This window comes from Paraburkholderia sp. D1E (assembly GCF_052682275.1).
The window spans coordinates 8,275,920-8,290,224 of sequence record NZ_JBQYMB010000001.1 but is presented as its reverse complement, the minus strand read 5'-3'; the positions used below and the strand labels follow the sequence as shown (position 1 = coordinate 8,290,224).

General features: G+C 60.8%; 12 protein-coding genes. 6 read left to right on the top strand and 6 right to left on the bottom strand.

What is annotated here, in order from left to right:
• Nucleotides 1-2 precede the first annotated feature (2 nt).
• Entirely contained in the window at nt 3-737 is a 735-nt protein-coding gene (locus tag ACUN0E_RS37305) for a lysozyme inhibitor LprI family protein (RefSeq protein ID WP_445569749.1), read from the top strand.
• Between the two features lie 108 nt (nt 738-845).
• Here ACUN0E_RS37305 and ACUN0E_RS37300 read toward each other — a convergent pair whose 3' ends face one another.
• Nucleotides 846-1,772, bottom strand: a complete 927-nt coding sequence (locus ACUN0E_RS37300; protein ID WP_445569748.1) for a bestrophin family protein — start codon at nt 1,770-1,772, stop codon at nt 846-848.
• Between ACUN0E_RS37300 and ACUN0E_RS37295 the strand changes: the two genes are divergently transcribed.
• Nucleotides 1,755-2,045 (top strand): hypothetical protein, encoded by a 291-nt coding sequence (locus ACUN0E_RS37295; protein WP_445569747.1) that lies wholly within the window; start codon nt 1,755-1,757, stop codon nt 2,043-2,045. The genes ACUN0E_RS37300 and ACUN0E_RS37295 overlap by 18 nt on opposite strands.
• 889 nt (nt 2,046-2,934) lie before the next feature.
• Here ACUN0E_RS37295 and ACUN0E_RS37290 read toward each other — a convergent pair.
• The 3 genes from ACUN0E_RS37290 to zwf all read right to left on the bottom strand — a co-directional run bounded on the left by ACUN0E_RS37290 (nt 2,935) and on the right by zwf (nt 7,211).
• Nucleotides 2,935-4,851, bottom strand: coding sequence for a bifunctional transcriptional regulator/glucokinase (locus tag ACUN0E_RS37290; protein WP_445569746.1), 1,917 nt, complete (start codon nt 4,849-4,851; stop codon nt 2,935-2,937).
• On the bottom strand, nt 4,829-5,551 hold the full coding sequence (pgl, locus tag ACUN0E_RS37285) for a 6-phosphogluconolactonase (protein ID WP_445569745.1): 723 nt from the start codon (nt 5,549-5,551) through the stop codon (nt 4,829-4,831). The genes ACUN0E_RS37290 and pgl overlap by 23 nt, the downstream gene beginning before the upstream one ends.
• A gap of 196 nt (nt 5,552-5,747) precedes the next feature.
• The gene (gene zwf, locus ACUN0E_RS37280; RefSeq protein WP_445569744.1) at nt 5,748-7,211 is read right to left on the bottom strand and encodes a glucose-6-phosphate dehydrogenase; all 1,464 of its coding nucleotides are present in this window, start codon (nt 7,209-7,211) and stop codon (nt 5,748-5,750) included.
• A 531-nt stretch (nt 7,212-7,742) separates the two neighbouring features.
• Here zwf and ACUN0E_RS37275 point away from each other — a divergent pair.
• The 4 genes from ACUN0E_RS37275 to ACUN0E_RS37260 all read left to right on the top strand — a co-directional run bounded on the left by ACUN0E_RS37275 (nt 7,743) and on the right by ACUN0E_RS37260 (nt 12,196).
• Nucleotides 7,743-8,990, top strand: coding sequence for an ABC transporter substrate-binding protein (locus ACUN0E_RS37275; protein WP_408238331.1), 1,248 nt, complete (start codon nt 7,743-7,745; stop codon nt 8,988-8,990).
• A gap of 197 nt (nt 8,991-9,187) precedes the next feature.
• A complete protein-coding gene (locus tag ACUN0E_RS37270; protein WP_408238334.1) occupies nt 9,188-10,129 on the top strand; it encodes a carbohydrate ABC transporter permease in 942 nt (313 codons plus the stop codon).
• Nucleotides 10,119-10,976, top strand: coding sequence for a carbohydrate ABC transporter permease (locus tag ACUN0E_RS37265; protein ID WP_408238337.1), 858 nt, complete (start codon nt 10,119-10,121; stop codon nt 10,974-10,976). Before ACUN0E_RS37270 ends, ACUN0E_RS37265 begins: the two co-directional genes overlap by 11 nt.
• A 104-nt stretch (nt 10,977-11,080) precedes the next feature.
• A complete protein-coding gene (locus ACUN0E_RS37260; RefSeq protein WP_408238340.1) occupies nt 11,081-12,196 on the top strand; it encodes an ABC transporter ATP-binding protein in 1,116 nt (371 codons plus the stop codon).
• A 136-nt stretch (nt 12,197-12,332) separates the two neighbouring features.
• On the opposite strand, the gene ACUN0E_RS37255 is transcribed toward ACUN0E_RS37260, so the two are convergent.
• Both ACUN0E_RS37255 and ACUN0E_RS37250 read right to left on the bottom strand, forming a co-directional pair.
• Nucleotides 12,333-13,250 carry a LysR family transcriptional regulator gene (locus tag ACUN0E_RS37255; RefSeq protein WP_408238343.1) on the bottom strand — a complete coding sequence of 306 codons (918 nt, stop codon included), beginning with the start codon at nt 13,248-13,250 and terminating at the stop codon, nt 12,333-12,335.
• Between the two features lie 159 nt (nt 13,251-13,409).
• Entirely contained in the window at nt 13,410-14,069 is a 660-nt protein-coding gene (locus ACUN0E_RS37250) for a glutathione S-transferase family protein (protein WP_408392877.1), read from the bottom strand.
• Nucleotides 14,070-14,305 lie beyond the last annotated feature (236 nt).

Sequence of the window (14,305 nt, the reverse complement as noted above, 5' to 3'; positions counted from 1 at the left end):
GGATGGTGACGTTTCTGCCGAGCGCTGACGGCTGGCGGCGCGCGTTTGGCGCGCTGACCCTGGCGTCGGCGATGTCGGCGGCGGTGCTCGGCGTCGTGCCGCTTCAGGCGCATGCCGAAGTCGCCGCCGCTGATCCGATCGACGCGTCGATGCGCACCTGTCTTGCGCGTAGCGACATGTCGTCGACGGCGGGGCAAGTGCAATGCATGGACAATGCGCGGATCGGCTGGAAGGCTGCGTTGGACAGTGCGTGGCAGCAGCTTCAAACGAAGTTGCCGCAGGCGCAGCGTAAGCCGTGGGAAAAGAGTCAGGCGAGTTGGCAGGCTTCGCGCGATGTCGAGAAGCAGTTGCTCGCGGCCGTGTTTGCGACGACGCGCGGCTCGATGTATGTGTTGGCCGAAGCCGACATGCAGTTGCAGCCGGTGCGTGACCGCGCACTCTCGTTGCGAAGCGCGGTGGCCGGGATCAGCGCCGGGGGCGACCCGCCGCATCGTCCGCGCGCCTGTACTGCGGACGCGCAATGCGAACACGCCATGTTCGATCTGAACCGCTATTACCACCGCTTGCAGTCGAAGATGCCGACGCGCTCGCGTCCGACGCTCGTGCGCGCACAAAGGGCCTGGACCGCGTATCTCGCCGCCACTACGCCGGTGATCGATGAACGCAGTCGCATCGATATCATCGGTGCGCGGGTGGCGACGCTCAAGCGCCTGTCGGAGACGGTCGGCAACGATTGAGCGTTGCCGGTCCGGCCGCTTGATCGAGCATCGGGATTTATCGGCGCGTTTGCGCAGCGCCTGCTGCCATTTTTCCGACCACGCGGCCGCACTTGCGCCGCGACGCTATCAATTAAGCATGTAGCCTTCAGCTTCCGGCTTGGGCATCTCCAGGGCCGGCTCGCCGAGCAGGTCACGCGTGGCGTCTTCAATATAAACCGACATCATGTTGAGCGCGAGGTCGTTGTCGTCGGTGCCGAACGGCTCTTCGATTTGCGATGCGATCGCCTCGTGCGCCATGAAGGTGTACGCCACGAACACGGCGAACACGGGGGTAAAGATCCCGATACTGTCGACCAGTCCGAACGGCAGCGACGCGCAGAAGAAATACACCGTGCGGTGAATCATCACCGAGTACGCGAAAGGCAGCGGCGTCGACGCGATGCGCTCGCAACCGCCAATGATATCCGACAGTCCATTCAGGTTTCGATCGAAGGCGAGTACTGCCATGGGATCGATTGCGCCTGCTTGTGCGTGGCGCTGCACCCATTCACCTAGCCAGAGCACCAGCGTCGCCGGTTTATAGCGCGACGCCATGACGCGGTCGAATAATGGTTTCGGGAGCCGTGCGGCGAGATCCTGACTCGGATCGCTCTTGCGGAGCTGGTGACGTAACGCATGGGGGAGGGCGCAGAGAACCGCTGTGAATGCCTCGATTTCTGTTTTGGGCAGTGGCTTGTTTGGCAGCGTTACTGCTTGACGGGTCAGCGAACGAGCGTCGTTCAGCAGTTGGCCCCACAGTTTGCGGGCTTCCCACCAGCGGTCGTAGCTGGCGTTGTTCCTGAAGCCCAGAAAGACGGCTAAGGCGATGCCGACCAATGAGAACGGGGCGGTGGTGTTGATGTTGAGCGAGACCGGCAGCAGATGGTCATGGGCAGCTACGGCGACGATCGCAATGCAGAAGATCAGGAATAAACGCGGCAGGAGCTGCGGGAGGACAGAACCCCGCCAGGCCAGCAGCATGCGGAACCAATGGAGATGTGGGCGGATGATCATCAGGGGTTGCTTCTGGTTTTTGCCTTCGGCGGGTGGGGTTCTATTATCGCTTTTTTGGGTTTTGGTTTGCGTGCTCGGGGTTTGTTCGTTTGGTTGCCTACGGCGATGGGTTTTTTCTTGATCTGGCTTCTTTGGATTTTTCTTGATTTGTTTGCCTGCGTGGCGCTGTATGCCTGCGGCGTTGGCCTTTCCTTGTTTTGTTATTGGTCTATTAGCGTTCGCCCCTGTGCGGGGCGGGCACTTACTTCTCTTTGCCGCCGCAAAGAGAAGTAAGCAAGAGAAAGCGGCTCACCCCGCTAATTCTTAAGCGGGTCCCCCGCGCAGTCGCGGTAGTGGTGCATCTGGAATCAGTGTTCTCGCACACTCCACGTTAGTGACAAGGCAGTCATGCTTCCCGCTTCGCACTACGCGCTCGCCGGAAGGGGCCATCGGGAAACATGGGCTTCGTTTAGGCATGGTGGGAGCCATCGGCTTCGCCTCGGCGAGGCGCCGAAAATGCCGGATGGTTTTCGTTAGGGAGCGTCGGCCGGCACATCAAGCGGCGCTAGCGCTTCCCTGTCCCCCAGGACGCCGGTCTTCGTGTAGGAAGCGGCTGTGGGCTGCGACGGCAGTTTGTAGTTTGCGGAGTTTCCACTGAGCGTCGACAACGGCATGCCAATTGATGAGCCACCGCTGAGCGTCAACCGCAGCGGGCGTTTTGATGAAATGCCGTTGGGCGTGAGCAAAAGCGTGTGGTTTGATGAAATGCCGCTGAGCGTGGGCAAAAGCGCGTGGTTGCTGAAGTACCGCGTCGGCGCGCAGCGCCGCCGTAAGTATGACTGCCTTGTCACTCACGCGGAATGTGCGAGAACACAGATTCCAGATGCACCACTACCGCAGCTGTGCGGGGAGCCCGCTTAAGAATTAGCGGTTTGAGCCGCTTTCTTTGCTTATCTTTCTTTGCGGCGGCAAAGAAAGTAAGTGCCTGCCCCGCACAGGGGCGAACGCTAATAGACCAATAACAAATCAAGGAAAGGCCAAAGTAGCCAGACGAAGGAAAGGCCAACGCCGCAGGCATACAGACAAACAAGCGCCGAGCAGTCAAAAAAAGCCCAAAGCAAAAGCCCACCGCGGCAACCCAACAACCCAACAACCAGGCCGCCGCGAAGGCCCCCAAAAAAACCTAATCCCGTGCCGAAGAAGCCGCCCCATGACTCAACCAATCGAGCACAGCAGTAGCATCATCATCCGCGCCCTGTCGCGCCTTAGCGACCGTCTCAGCCACATCCGCGCTAGGCACGGCGCGTCGAATCGCCACCCCAACGGCAAGAATATCAATCATGACGAGATGCAGGATCCGCGAAATCATCGACAATTGCGACTCGCGAATCTCGATGTGGTCAGTCTCCAAAGCGACCGTAGCCCGCTTGGCCAAAGGCGTATTGCTGGACGTAATAGCAATCACCTTGGCGCCCGCCTGCATGGCGACATCCAGCACACGCAGCAGCTCAGGCGCACGTCCCGACTTGGACACCGCCACAATCACATCGCCCTTGCCGAGCAACGCAGCCGAGGCCGCCTGCATATACAGATCGCCATAAGCAATCGTCGGAATGCCAAACCGGAAGAACTTGTAATGCGCGTCCTGCGCGACAATGTTCGAATTGCCGAGTCCATAAAACTCAATCCGCCGCGCGCTGTTCAGCAGATCGATGGCCCGCTCGACCTGGTCGAAATTCAAATGCTCGCGCAACTGCAAAATCGCGGACACGGTGTTGTCGAGCACCTTCGCGCCGAAGTCCGTCGCAGTGTCGCCCAGATGCACCTGGCTATGACTCACCGGAATCGTGCCGGTCAAACCCGTCGCCAGCTTCAGTTTGAAATCCGACAAGCCCTGGCAGCCGAGCGAGCGGCAAAAGCGGATCACCGTCGGCTGGCTCACGTCGGCCTTGCGCGCGATGTCGACAATCGGATCGTTGATGATCGAACGCGGATGATTCAGTGCGAGATCGGCCACGCGGCGCTCGGCCGGCGTCAACGCGTCGCGCATCTGGCGAATCCGCTCGAACACGGCCGATGAGCTGCCGCCCGTGCGGTTCGACAACTGCTCCGCGAGAATTGCCGAAACACCCAGAAACGCCGGGTATTCAGCGGTAATCACGTAAGTCGGTACGCTCTGCAAATACGCCTCGAAGCGGCCCTTCGCCTCGAACCGTTTGCGAAACGACGAACGCGCAAAGAACTCGCCGAGCCGCGGCACGACGCCGCCGCCAATGTAGATGCCGCCCAATGCGCCGAGCGTCACCGCGATATTGCCGGCGAAGGTGCCGAGAATCCCGCAGAACACGTCGACGGATTCGGCCGCGAGCGGCTCGCCTTCCATCGCGCGCTTGACGATCTCGATCGTGTCGACGTTCGCCGCCACACGCTTCTTGTCGCGGCCCGCCAGCGCACGGTAAATCACTTCGATGCCAGGGCCTGCGGCCACGCGTTCGAACGAGACGTGCGACCACTTCTTGCGTGCGTATTGCAGCACGATGTCTTCGCGTTCGTCGGCCGGTGCGAAGGTGGCATGGCCGCCTTCGCTGCCGAGCGCGATCCAGCGGTCGTCGGCTGGAATCAGGCCGGACACGCCCATGCCGGTGCCCGGGCCGAGCAGGCCGATCACACTGTTCGGACGACGCGAGCCGCCACCCACCTGCACGCGCTGCGCGTCGGTCAGGCCGGGCAGGGCCATGGCCAGCGCGGTAAAGTCGTTCACCACCAGCAACGTGTCGAAGCCGAGCGCGCGGCGCGTGGCTTCGATCGAAAAGCTCCAGTCGTGATTGGTCATGCTGACCTGATCGCCGTCGACCGGGTTCGCAATCGCAATCGCCGCATGATTCACGCGGCCGATCTTGGTGTCCTTCAGATACTTCTTGATGACTTCGGCAACGCCCGGATAGTCCGCGCACGGATAGACCTGCACCGAGCTGATCTCGCCAGGGCTTGTTTCGAGCGCGAAGCGCGCATTGGTGCCGCCGATGTCGGCGAGGAGCCTCGGTCCATCGGCGTGCTGGCCCGCGCCCGGAACAGACTTAGTTTGCACACCAGTAGACATCGAGTCTCACTCCCTTGTCGTTTGCCAACTGCGAGATGGCATTTTTTTGTAGCGAAGCGGCGGCGGCATTCAGCACGTCCATCTTTCGCGGTCCTGCGATCAGCAAAAACAGGTGCTTCACTTCTTTCAAGGCCGAGAGCGACCAGCTCACGCGCGCATGCGGCGCGCTGCCGGGATGCACGGCAACGAAGCGCTCGGGGGTGGTGATCGCGTAGTCCCATTCGGGCGCGTCCGCGAAAATCGACGCGGTGTGGCCGTCTTCGCCCATGCCGAGAATCGCGACGTCCGGCACGGCGCTAAAGCGCGGGTCGGCGTTCAGCGCGGCAACGTGCGCGTTCAGGTCTTGCGTCGTGTCGACCAGCGGCCAGAAAGGGGCGTTCGTCGCAGCGTTTTGCAACAGCGTGTCGTGCACGAGTTGCGAATTGCTCGCGCCGTCCGCTTCCGGCACCCAACGGTCGTCGACCAGCGTCACGGCAATGCGTGCCCAGTCGAGCGATTGTGTGGACAACGTCTGCAGGAACGGACGCGGACTGGTGCCGCCGGACACGGCAAGCATTGCCGGGCGCGCGCTAGTGGTTAACGTGCCCGCTGCGGCCGTGGCCGCCTGTGCGGCGAGCGACGCATGTAACGCGTCGCCAACCGCTTTCGCCAACGCGTCGGATTGGGCGCGTTGATCGTCGAAAGCGTGAAGCTCGATCACTTCTCCTCCGTGCTGCTTTCTTGTTAGATCTGCGGAACATGCCGTGCTGCTCTCACGCGACGCCTGCAAGCGGGATGACTTGCAGGCGCCTTCGTGATACCGGCGCCATTCCGTTCAGTTCGTCGGTGGGTCTTGCAGGCGCACTGCCGTGCTTCGATCGGGATCGGGCATGGTACGACGCCGTAATTCAGTTGATTCAATTCTCTTCTTCGAGCCAGCAGGTGCCGTGTTGCGCCAACATCGCGCTCGCCGCGGCCGGTCCCCATGTGCCTGCTGCGTACGGCTTGGGCGGCTTGTTGGAAGCAGCCCATTCGTTGAGGATCGGTTCGACCCAACGCCATGCCGCTTCCTGCTCGTCGCGCCGCACAAACAACGCGAGGCGGCCGTTGATGACGTCGAGCAACAGACGCTGATATGCCTCCATCTGCCCTTCGCGGAAGAACCGGTCGAAGGCGAGGTCGAGGTGGACGCTGGCGAGGTTCATCCCTTCGCCGGGCTGCTTTGCGAGACAGTAGAGGCGAATGGTTTCGTTCGGCTGCAAACGGATCACGAGACGGTTCGCACCGCCACGCAATGCGGACGCGCCAAGTGCCGAATGCGGCACTGCACGAAAATTCACCACGATCTCAGCGACACGATCCGCGAGGCGCTTGCCCGTGCGCAGGAAGAACGGCACGCCGGCCCAGCGCCAGTTTTCGATTTCCACCTTCACCGCAACGAAGGTTTCGGTCGTGCTGTCCTGCTTCACGCCAGGCTCGGTTGCATACGCCGGCACCGCGCTGCCGCGGATCACGCCCGCATGATACTGGCCGCGCACGGCGACCTTGCCGATATCGCGCGGATCGATCGGTTTCAACGCGCGCAGCACGCGCAGCTTTTCGTCACGTACCGAGTCGGAATCCATCGAATGCGGCGGTTCCATCGCCACGATGGAAAGCAGCTGCAGCAAATGGTTCTGCACCATGTCGCGCAAGGCACCGGTGTTGTCGTAGAAGTCGCCGCGCGCCTCCACGCCGAGTTCTTCCGCAATTGTGATCTGAATGCTTTCCACCCATTCACGGCGCCACAACGGTTCGAACAGCACATTGCCGAAACGCAGCGCGAGCAGGTTCTGCACCGGCTCCTTACCGAGGTAGTGATCGATCCGGTAGATCTGTTCTTCAGCGAAGATTTCGCCCACTGCATCATTAATTGCATTGGACGACTTGAGGTCGTAGCCGAGTGGCTTTTCCAGCACGATGCGCGAATTTTCGTTGAGCCCAACGGAGGCCAGCGCACGGCAGATCGGCACGAACAGCGACGGACCCGTTGCCAGATAGAACACGCGGATGCCAGGCCTGCCGCTCAAGGCGTCGCGCAGCAGCGTGAAGTCTTCGGGTTTGCCGAGATCGATCTTCACGAACTCGATACGGTCGAGGAAGCTCGCCCATGCTGTTTCATCCACGCCGTTCTTCGACACGTGCGGCTTGACATGCTCATTGACCCAGTCAATGTAGGCAGCACGATCGGCTATATGCCGCGCCACTGCGACGATCTTGCCGCTGTCGGCCAGCATGCCACCTGCACGGTGCGCTTCAAACAGTGCGGGCAGGATCTTGCGCATCGAAAGATCGCCGGTTCCGCCGAAGAGGACGAAGGTGAAACTTGAATCGGTTTGCATGAGTCTCCGTCGATATCCTGGGGTCGCCGTGGTGACCGAAAAGGGCGACCGTAGTCCGATAAAATAATTTTTGACACTGAATTGTAGTTTAACTACAATCCAAATCAAGAGGTAGCGCTAATTCGATGAAAAAAGCGTGCGTTGCAAGGCTGGATGCGCGTTTTCCCGAATCGGCAGGCGCTCCCTGCATGTTAACGGACATTGCGTGCGGGCACGTGCCAGCATGCCCCCGGCGGTCCTTACGGAAAGCCGGAAGGCTGATCTGGTGTCAGGGTTAACGTGTGAGGCACCTCGAGTCTGCCGCGCGCGACGCGGGCAGGCAAAAATCAAAAGAGGAGACAGTCAGTTGCATCCCGAACCACTCATCTCTTGAGCTTCCAGCGGCCGGATATCGGTCCGCCGGCACATGCCTTAAGCATGTGCCCGACCGTGTTCGATCGCCCAGTGTTTTGCCTGTTTGAACCAACCACAGCACCCTGGCGACATCAGGGGCCATTTGTTTTTTGTTCAGGTGTCTGGAGGAGATAAGCAATGAAATTTCGCGCGATCATGGGCGCTTTGTGCGCCGCGGGTCTGATGTGTGGCGTCTCGGCTGTGCAAGCCGCCGAGTCGATCGAAGTGTTGCACTGGTGGACTTCGGGCGGCGAATCGAAAGCCGTCGGTGTCCTCAAGGACGACATGACGAAGCAGGGTTACACCTGGAAGGACTTCGCGGTTGCGGGCGGCGCAGGTGCGGCTGCCATGACGGCACTCAAGACGCAGGTGATCTCGGGCAACGCGCCGAGCGCTGCGCAGATCAAGGGTCCGCTGATCCAGGACTGGGCGCAGCAAGGCGTGCTGGTACCGATCGACGCCTCTGCCGGCGACTGGAAGAAGAACCTGCCGCCTGAAATCGACAAGATCATGCACGCAGACGGCCACTATGTGGCAGCGCCGTTCTCGGTGCACCGCGTGAACTGGCTGTACATCAATAAGGCTGCATTGGACAAGGCAGGCGGCAAGGCGCCGACCACGTGGCCTGAGTTCTTCGCCGTGGCCGACAAGATGAAGGCCGCCGGTATTCAGCCGATCGCGATGGGCGGTCAGCCGTGGCAAGACCTGACGCTGTGGGAAGACGTCGTGCTGTCGCAAGGCGCGGGCTTCTACAAGAAGGCGCTGGTCGACCTCGACGAAAAGACGCTGACGTCGGATCAGATGGTCGGCGTGTTCGACACGGTACGCAAGATCCAGGGTTACTTCGACGCGGGCCGCACGGGCCGTGACTGGAACCTGGCAACGGCCATGGTCATCAACGGCAAGGCCGGCATGCAGTTCATGGGCGACTGGGCGAAGGGCGAGTTCGCCAACGCCGGCAAGAAGGCAGGCTCGGACTACATCTGTGCTGCTGTTCCGGGTACGGAGAAGGCTTACACGTTCAACGTCGACTCGTTCGTGTTCTTCCAGCAGAAGGGCCAGAAGACTGCAACGCCGGGTCAATTGGCACTTGCGAAGACGATCATGTCGCCGGACTTCCAGGAACAGTTCAGCCTGAACAAGGGTTCGATCCCGGTTCGTCTGGGCGTGTCGATGGCCAAGTTCGACGACTGCGCGAAGAAGTCGTACGCGGATGAACAAGTGGCGATCAAGTCGGGCGGCTATGTGCCTTCGCTGGCACACGGCATGGCGCAACCGGATGCAGCTGCCGGTGCGATCTCGGACGTGGTCACGAAGTTCATGAACTCGCAGGAAGATTCGAAGACCGCGGTTGCCGCGCTCGCGAAGGCAGCGAAGACCAAGTAAGTGAAGTAAGCGAAGTGGCGCGCCTGGCGGTTCCCCTCGTGGGCGCCGGGCGCGCTCTTCAGATTGCTTTCAGCCGTTGCGTTACTTAGGGCGAGAGACTTCACCCCTGGTTTCATCGAGTCATACCTATGCCGTTCCGGTCTCGCGTTCTTCATGCGTGAGCGCCCCGGCGGTACAGTTTCAGCAGGAGTCGAGTAGTGACTGCTTCTATCAGCGGAAACGGGAAATCCACGGCTTCCGTGACCCGCCGCACGTCGCCGATGGCGGCCCTTGCCGATCGCTGGATTCCGAAGCTGGTGCTCGCACCCAGCGTCGTGATCAGCCTGATCTTCGTGTATGGCTTTATTGCTATTACCGGCTATCTGTCGCTGTCGAATTCGCGACTGATGCCACGTTATGACTTTGTCGGTCTTGATCGTTATCGCGAACTGTTCGATAACGATGTGTTCTGGACCTCGGCTGCCAACCTCGGCTGGTTCGGCATTCCTTTTATCGGTATCTGTATCGGCCTCGGCCTGTTCCTCGCGATCCTGCTTGATCAGCAGATTCGCAATGAAGGCGCGCTGCGCGCCGTGTTCCTGTACCCGATGGCGCTCTCGTTCATCGTGACGGGTACGGCGTGGCAATGGATCATGACGCCGAGCGTCGGCCTTGAGAAAGTGTTTCACGACTGGGGCTGGACGAGCTTCTCGTTCAGCTGGCTCGGCGACCCCGACAAGGCGATTTTCTGCGTCGTGATCGCGGCGGTGTGGCAATCCACCGGCTTCGTGATGGCGCTGTTTCTCGCGGGCTTGCGTGGTGTCGACGGTGAAATCTTCAAGGCCGCGCAGATGGATGGCGCAGGCTTGCCCACCATCTACCGCAAGATCGTGATTCCGAGCATGCGCCCGGTGTTCTTCTCCGTGCTGCTGATTCTCTGCCACATCACGATCAAGACCTTCGACCTGGTCGTCGCGTTGACCGCGGGCGGTCCGGGTACGTCTTCATCGCTGCCGGCTATTTTCATGTACACGTTTTCGTTCAATCGCGGGCAGTTGGGCGTCGGCGCGGCATCGTCGATGATGATGCTCGCTACCGTTGTGGCCGTGCTCGTGCCGCTGATGTATCTGGAATCGAGGAGCACCCGCAATGCAGCCTAAGATGACGATCAGCCGTGCCGTCATTTATGCGGCCTTGATTCTGTTCGCCTTGTATTTCCTGTTTCCGCTGTACGTGATGCTGTCCACGTCGTTCAAGGACATCGCTCAGCTGCGCACCGGCAACCTGCTCACGCCGCCGACCCACTGGACCATCGACCCGTGGATCAAGGCATGGAGCGGTGCCTGTACGGGGGTGCGTTGTGACGGCATGCAGCCGTTCTTCATGAACTCGGTGCGGATGGTGATTCCGGCCGTGCTGATCTCGTCGATCATCGGCGCGTTCAACGGTTATGTCCTCACGCACTGGCGTTTCCGCGGCGCGGATCCGATCTTCACGATGATCCTGGTCGGCTGCTTCATTCCGTTTCAGGCGATCCTGTTGCCGATGGCGCGCTTCGAAGGCATGCTCGGTTTGTCGAATACGACCACTGGTCTGGTGGTGGTGCACGTGATCTACGGTATCGCTTTCACGACGATGTTCTTCCGCAACTTCTACGTGAGCATTCCGGCTGAACTCGTGAAAGCCGCACGGATCGACGGCGCAGGTTTCTTCACGATCTTCACGAAGATTCTGATGCCGGTGTCGCTGCCGATTTTCATGGTGTGCCTGATCTGGCAATTCACGCAGATCTGGAATGACTTCCTGTTCGGGATTGTGTTCTCTGGCGTCGATTCGATGCCGATCACGGTGGCGCTGAACAACCTCGTGAACACCTCGACCGGCGTGAAGGAATACAACGTGGACATGGCCGGTGCGATCATCGCCGCATTGCCGACCTTGCTCGTCTACATCGTCGCCGGACGCTATTTCGTGCGCGGCCTGACGGCGGGCGCAGTGAAGGGCTAAACCCGGGCTAGACCTTACGCATCGCGGCGGCGCTTCTTCGATAGTGCGCCGCCGTCATCCGACCAGAGTTTTCAAGCAGTACCAGAGACAAGAGGATTCACAGCATGGCAAGCCTTTCCATCCGTGACGTGTACAAGACTTACCCGAACGGGGTGCCGGTTCTGAAGGGTGTCAATATCGACATCGAAGACGGCCAGTTCCTGATTCTCGTTGGCGGCTCGGGCTGCGGGAAGTCGACGCTGCTCAATATGATCGCCGGCCTCGAAACCGTGACCAAGGGCGAGATTCAGATCGACGGCAAGACGGTGAACAACCTGTCGCCGAAAGATCGCGACATCGCGATGGTGTTCCAGTCGTACGCGCTGTATCCATCCATGACGGTGCGCGAGAACATCTCGTTCGGCCTGGGTATCCGCAAGGTGCCGAAGCAGGAGCAGGCGCAGATCGTCGATCGCGTGTCGAACACGCTGCAGATCACGCATTTGCTGGACCGCAAGCCGGGCCAGCTTTCCGGCGGTCAGCGTCAGCGTGTGGCTATGGGCCGTGCACTCGCGCGCGATCCGGTGATGTTCCTGTTCGACGAACCGCTGTCGAACCTCGACGCGAAGCTGCGTATCGAGATGCGTTCGGAAATCAAGCTGCTGCATCAACGCCTCGGCACGACGATCGTCTATGTGACGCACGATCAGATCGAAGCGATGACGCTCGGCGACCGCATCGCGGTGATGAAAGACGGCATCGTCCAGCAGTTCGGCGCGCCGCAAGAGATTTACGACTCGCCGGCGAACCTGTTTGTAGCCGGCTTCATCGGCGCGCCGCCGATGAACTTCATCCAGGGCAAGCTGGTGGAGCAGGGTTCGGGCGTCGGCATCGAACTGGATACGGGCGGCTCGCGCGGCGTGCTGAACCTGCCGTTCGACTCCGCGAAGGTGAAGTCGCACGTGGGGCGCGAAGTGATCCTGGGCCTGCGCCCGGAACGGATTACCGATGCGCGCGGCGCACATGGCGACAATGCGAATCTGCAGCCGATCGAAGTCAAGGTCGATGTGATCGAGCCGACCGGACCGGACACGCTGGTGTTCGCGCAGGTCAATGGCAAGCGCATTGTGAGTCGCGTGCACCCGGCGTCGAATCCGCAACCGTTGACGAATGCGACGCTGCTGTTCGATGCATCGAAGGCGGTGTTGTTCGATCCGGCTAATGAAGAACGGATTGCCTGAGGCGGGTTATTCGCTGAGCGATTCGAACTGAAGTGAAGAAAGCCCCATGTGTTGTGAAACGCATGGGGCTTTCTTCGTTTGCCAGGTACTGTTTGCTCAGGCGGGGCCAGGAGCCTGGCCCCGCTGCGGCAAGACCTCAAACGCCCGTGATACGCAGATCCGGATTGTTTCGTGCAAGCTCGGTGACCCACTCGGTGAAGGCGCGAAGCCGTGAGCTCAGATTGCGGCGATGCGCGTACAGGATAGACAGCGGCGCGCCAGGGCTCGTGTAGCTTGTGAGGATTTCCTTGAGCGCGCCCTGCGCAATCAGATCGGCGACCATGAAGCGCGACGGCTGGATGATGCCGTGGCCGAGCGCCGCTGCACCAATGTAGACGCTACCGTCATTCACGGCCAGCACGCTCTTTAGCGTGACCTTGACGATCTCGCCGTCCACCTGGTACTCGAACGGGAAGGTCTTGCCGCTGCGCGCGGAAACGTAGTTAACAGCGCGATGCTCGCCGAGCTCATCGAGCGTTGTGGGTGTGCCGTACTTCTCCAGATAGGCCGGCGACGCACAGGTCACGATCCGCGCATCGCCGATGTGCCGCGCGACGAGACTCGACTCTTCCGGCGTGCCCATGCGGATCACGCAATCCACCCCGTCCTGAATCAGATCGATATTGCGATCCGCCAGCCCGAGCCGTACGTCGATCTCCGGGTATTGCCGGTAGAAGTCGTCGAGCGCGGGCAGCAGCAGCGCACGAGCAAGCGTGCCGGACGTGTCAACGCGAATCGTGCCGCTCGGATGTTCGCGCTTGTTCGACAGCGACGATTCGGCATCGGCGACTTCCGCGAGGATGCGCACACAACGGTCGTAGAACAGCGCGCCGTCTTCGGTCACGCTGACCTGCCGCGTCGAACGGTTCAGGAGGCGCACGCCGACGTGTTCCTCCAGAGCCTGAATGGTGCGGCTGACTTTGGCGCGGGGCAGGTCGAGCGATTCGGATACTTTGGTGAAGCTGTTTGCCTCGACCACACGCGTAAATATCTCCATCGCTTCGAAACGGTCCATGTTTTGCCTTGTGAGTGATGGGCTGAAGTAGGTTTCGAAGTGAAGTGTATAGGTTGGAAATAGCGTTGTCGCAATGAGATCCACGGGCGCGCAGACGGGAGTGCCCGCGCGGTTGCCCCGTCGTGCCTTGTTATGCCCGGTCGTGCCGCGTCGGCGCGTTCAATCCCGGTCGGGCGCGCCGAGCGGGAACAGCGGGCGATACGGGCGTGCTTCGTCGACCGCGCGTGCGAACGATGGCCGGGCCAGCAGCCGCTTCCGGTAGGCGAGCACGTGAGGAAACGCCGGGCCGATGCGATGCGTCCAGTCAGCATAGAACAGGAACGGCGCGGCGCCGCAATCGGCGAGGCTGAAAGTATCGCCGGCCGCCCATTCGCGCCCGGCCATCACCTTGTCGAGCCAGCCGTAGGCGGTGTCAAGCATTGCGCGGGCGTCGGCCACGGCGCGCGGATCACGCTCCGGCTCGGCGCGCAGACTGTCGTACACGATCCTTTGCTGCGGCGTCGAGATGTAGTTGTCGAAGAAGCGATCCATGCTGCGCACTTCCAGCGCGGCGCGGGCGTCAGCCGGCAAGAGCGGCACCGGCCCCGGGTGATACAGGCCGAGATATTCGATGATGATGCTCGCCTCCACCACCACTCGGCCGCCGTCGACCAGCACAGGAAAACGCTTGATCGGCCAGAGCGCGGTGAGCTCTGCCATGACCTGCGGATCGTCGTGCGACAACAGGCGCAGTTCGAACGGCGTGCCGTTTTCGTAAAGCGCGGTCAGCGCCTTCTGGCAGTAGGAAGAGAAGGGGTGGGCATAGAGCTTCAGGGTCATCGTGGTCACCTGTGGCGGTTACTCGGCGCGCTGTGGCGCGATAACGGCCGGAGGGGCCGTTTACCTGACGACGAGCGACGGTGGGCGAAATCGACAGACACGAGAATTTTAGTGGCAGACGGTTGTTCATCCGCTTGCGCTAAAACCGGAGGGAGCAAAACCGTATGCGCAGTGATTTGTTACGACAAAACGCCATAAACTTTTTAGAAAGATAGTGTAACATTTGAAAAAATTGT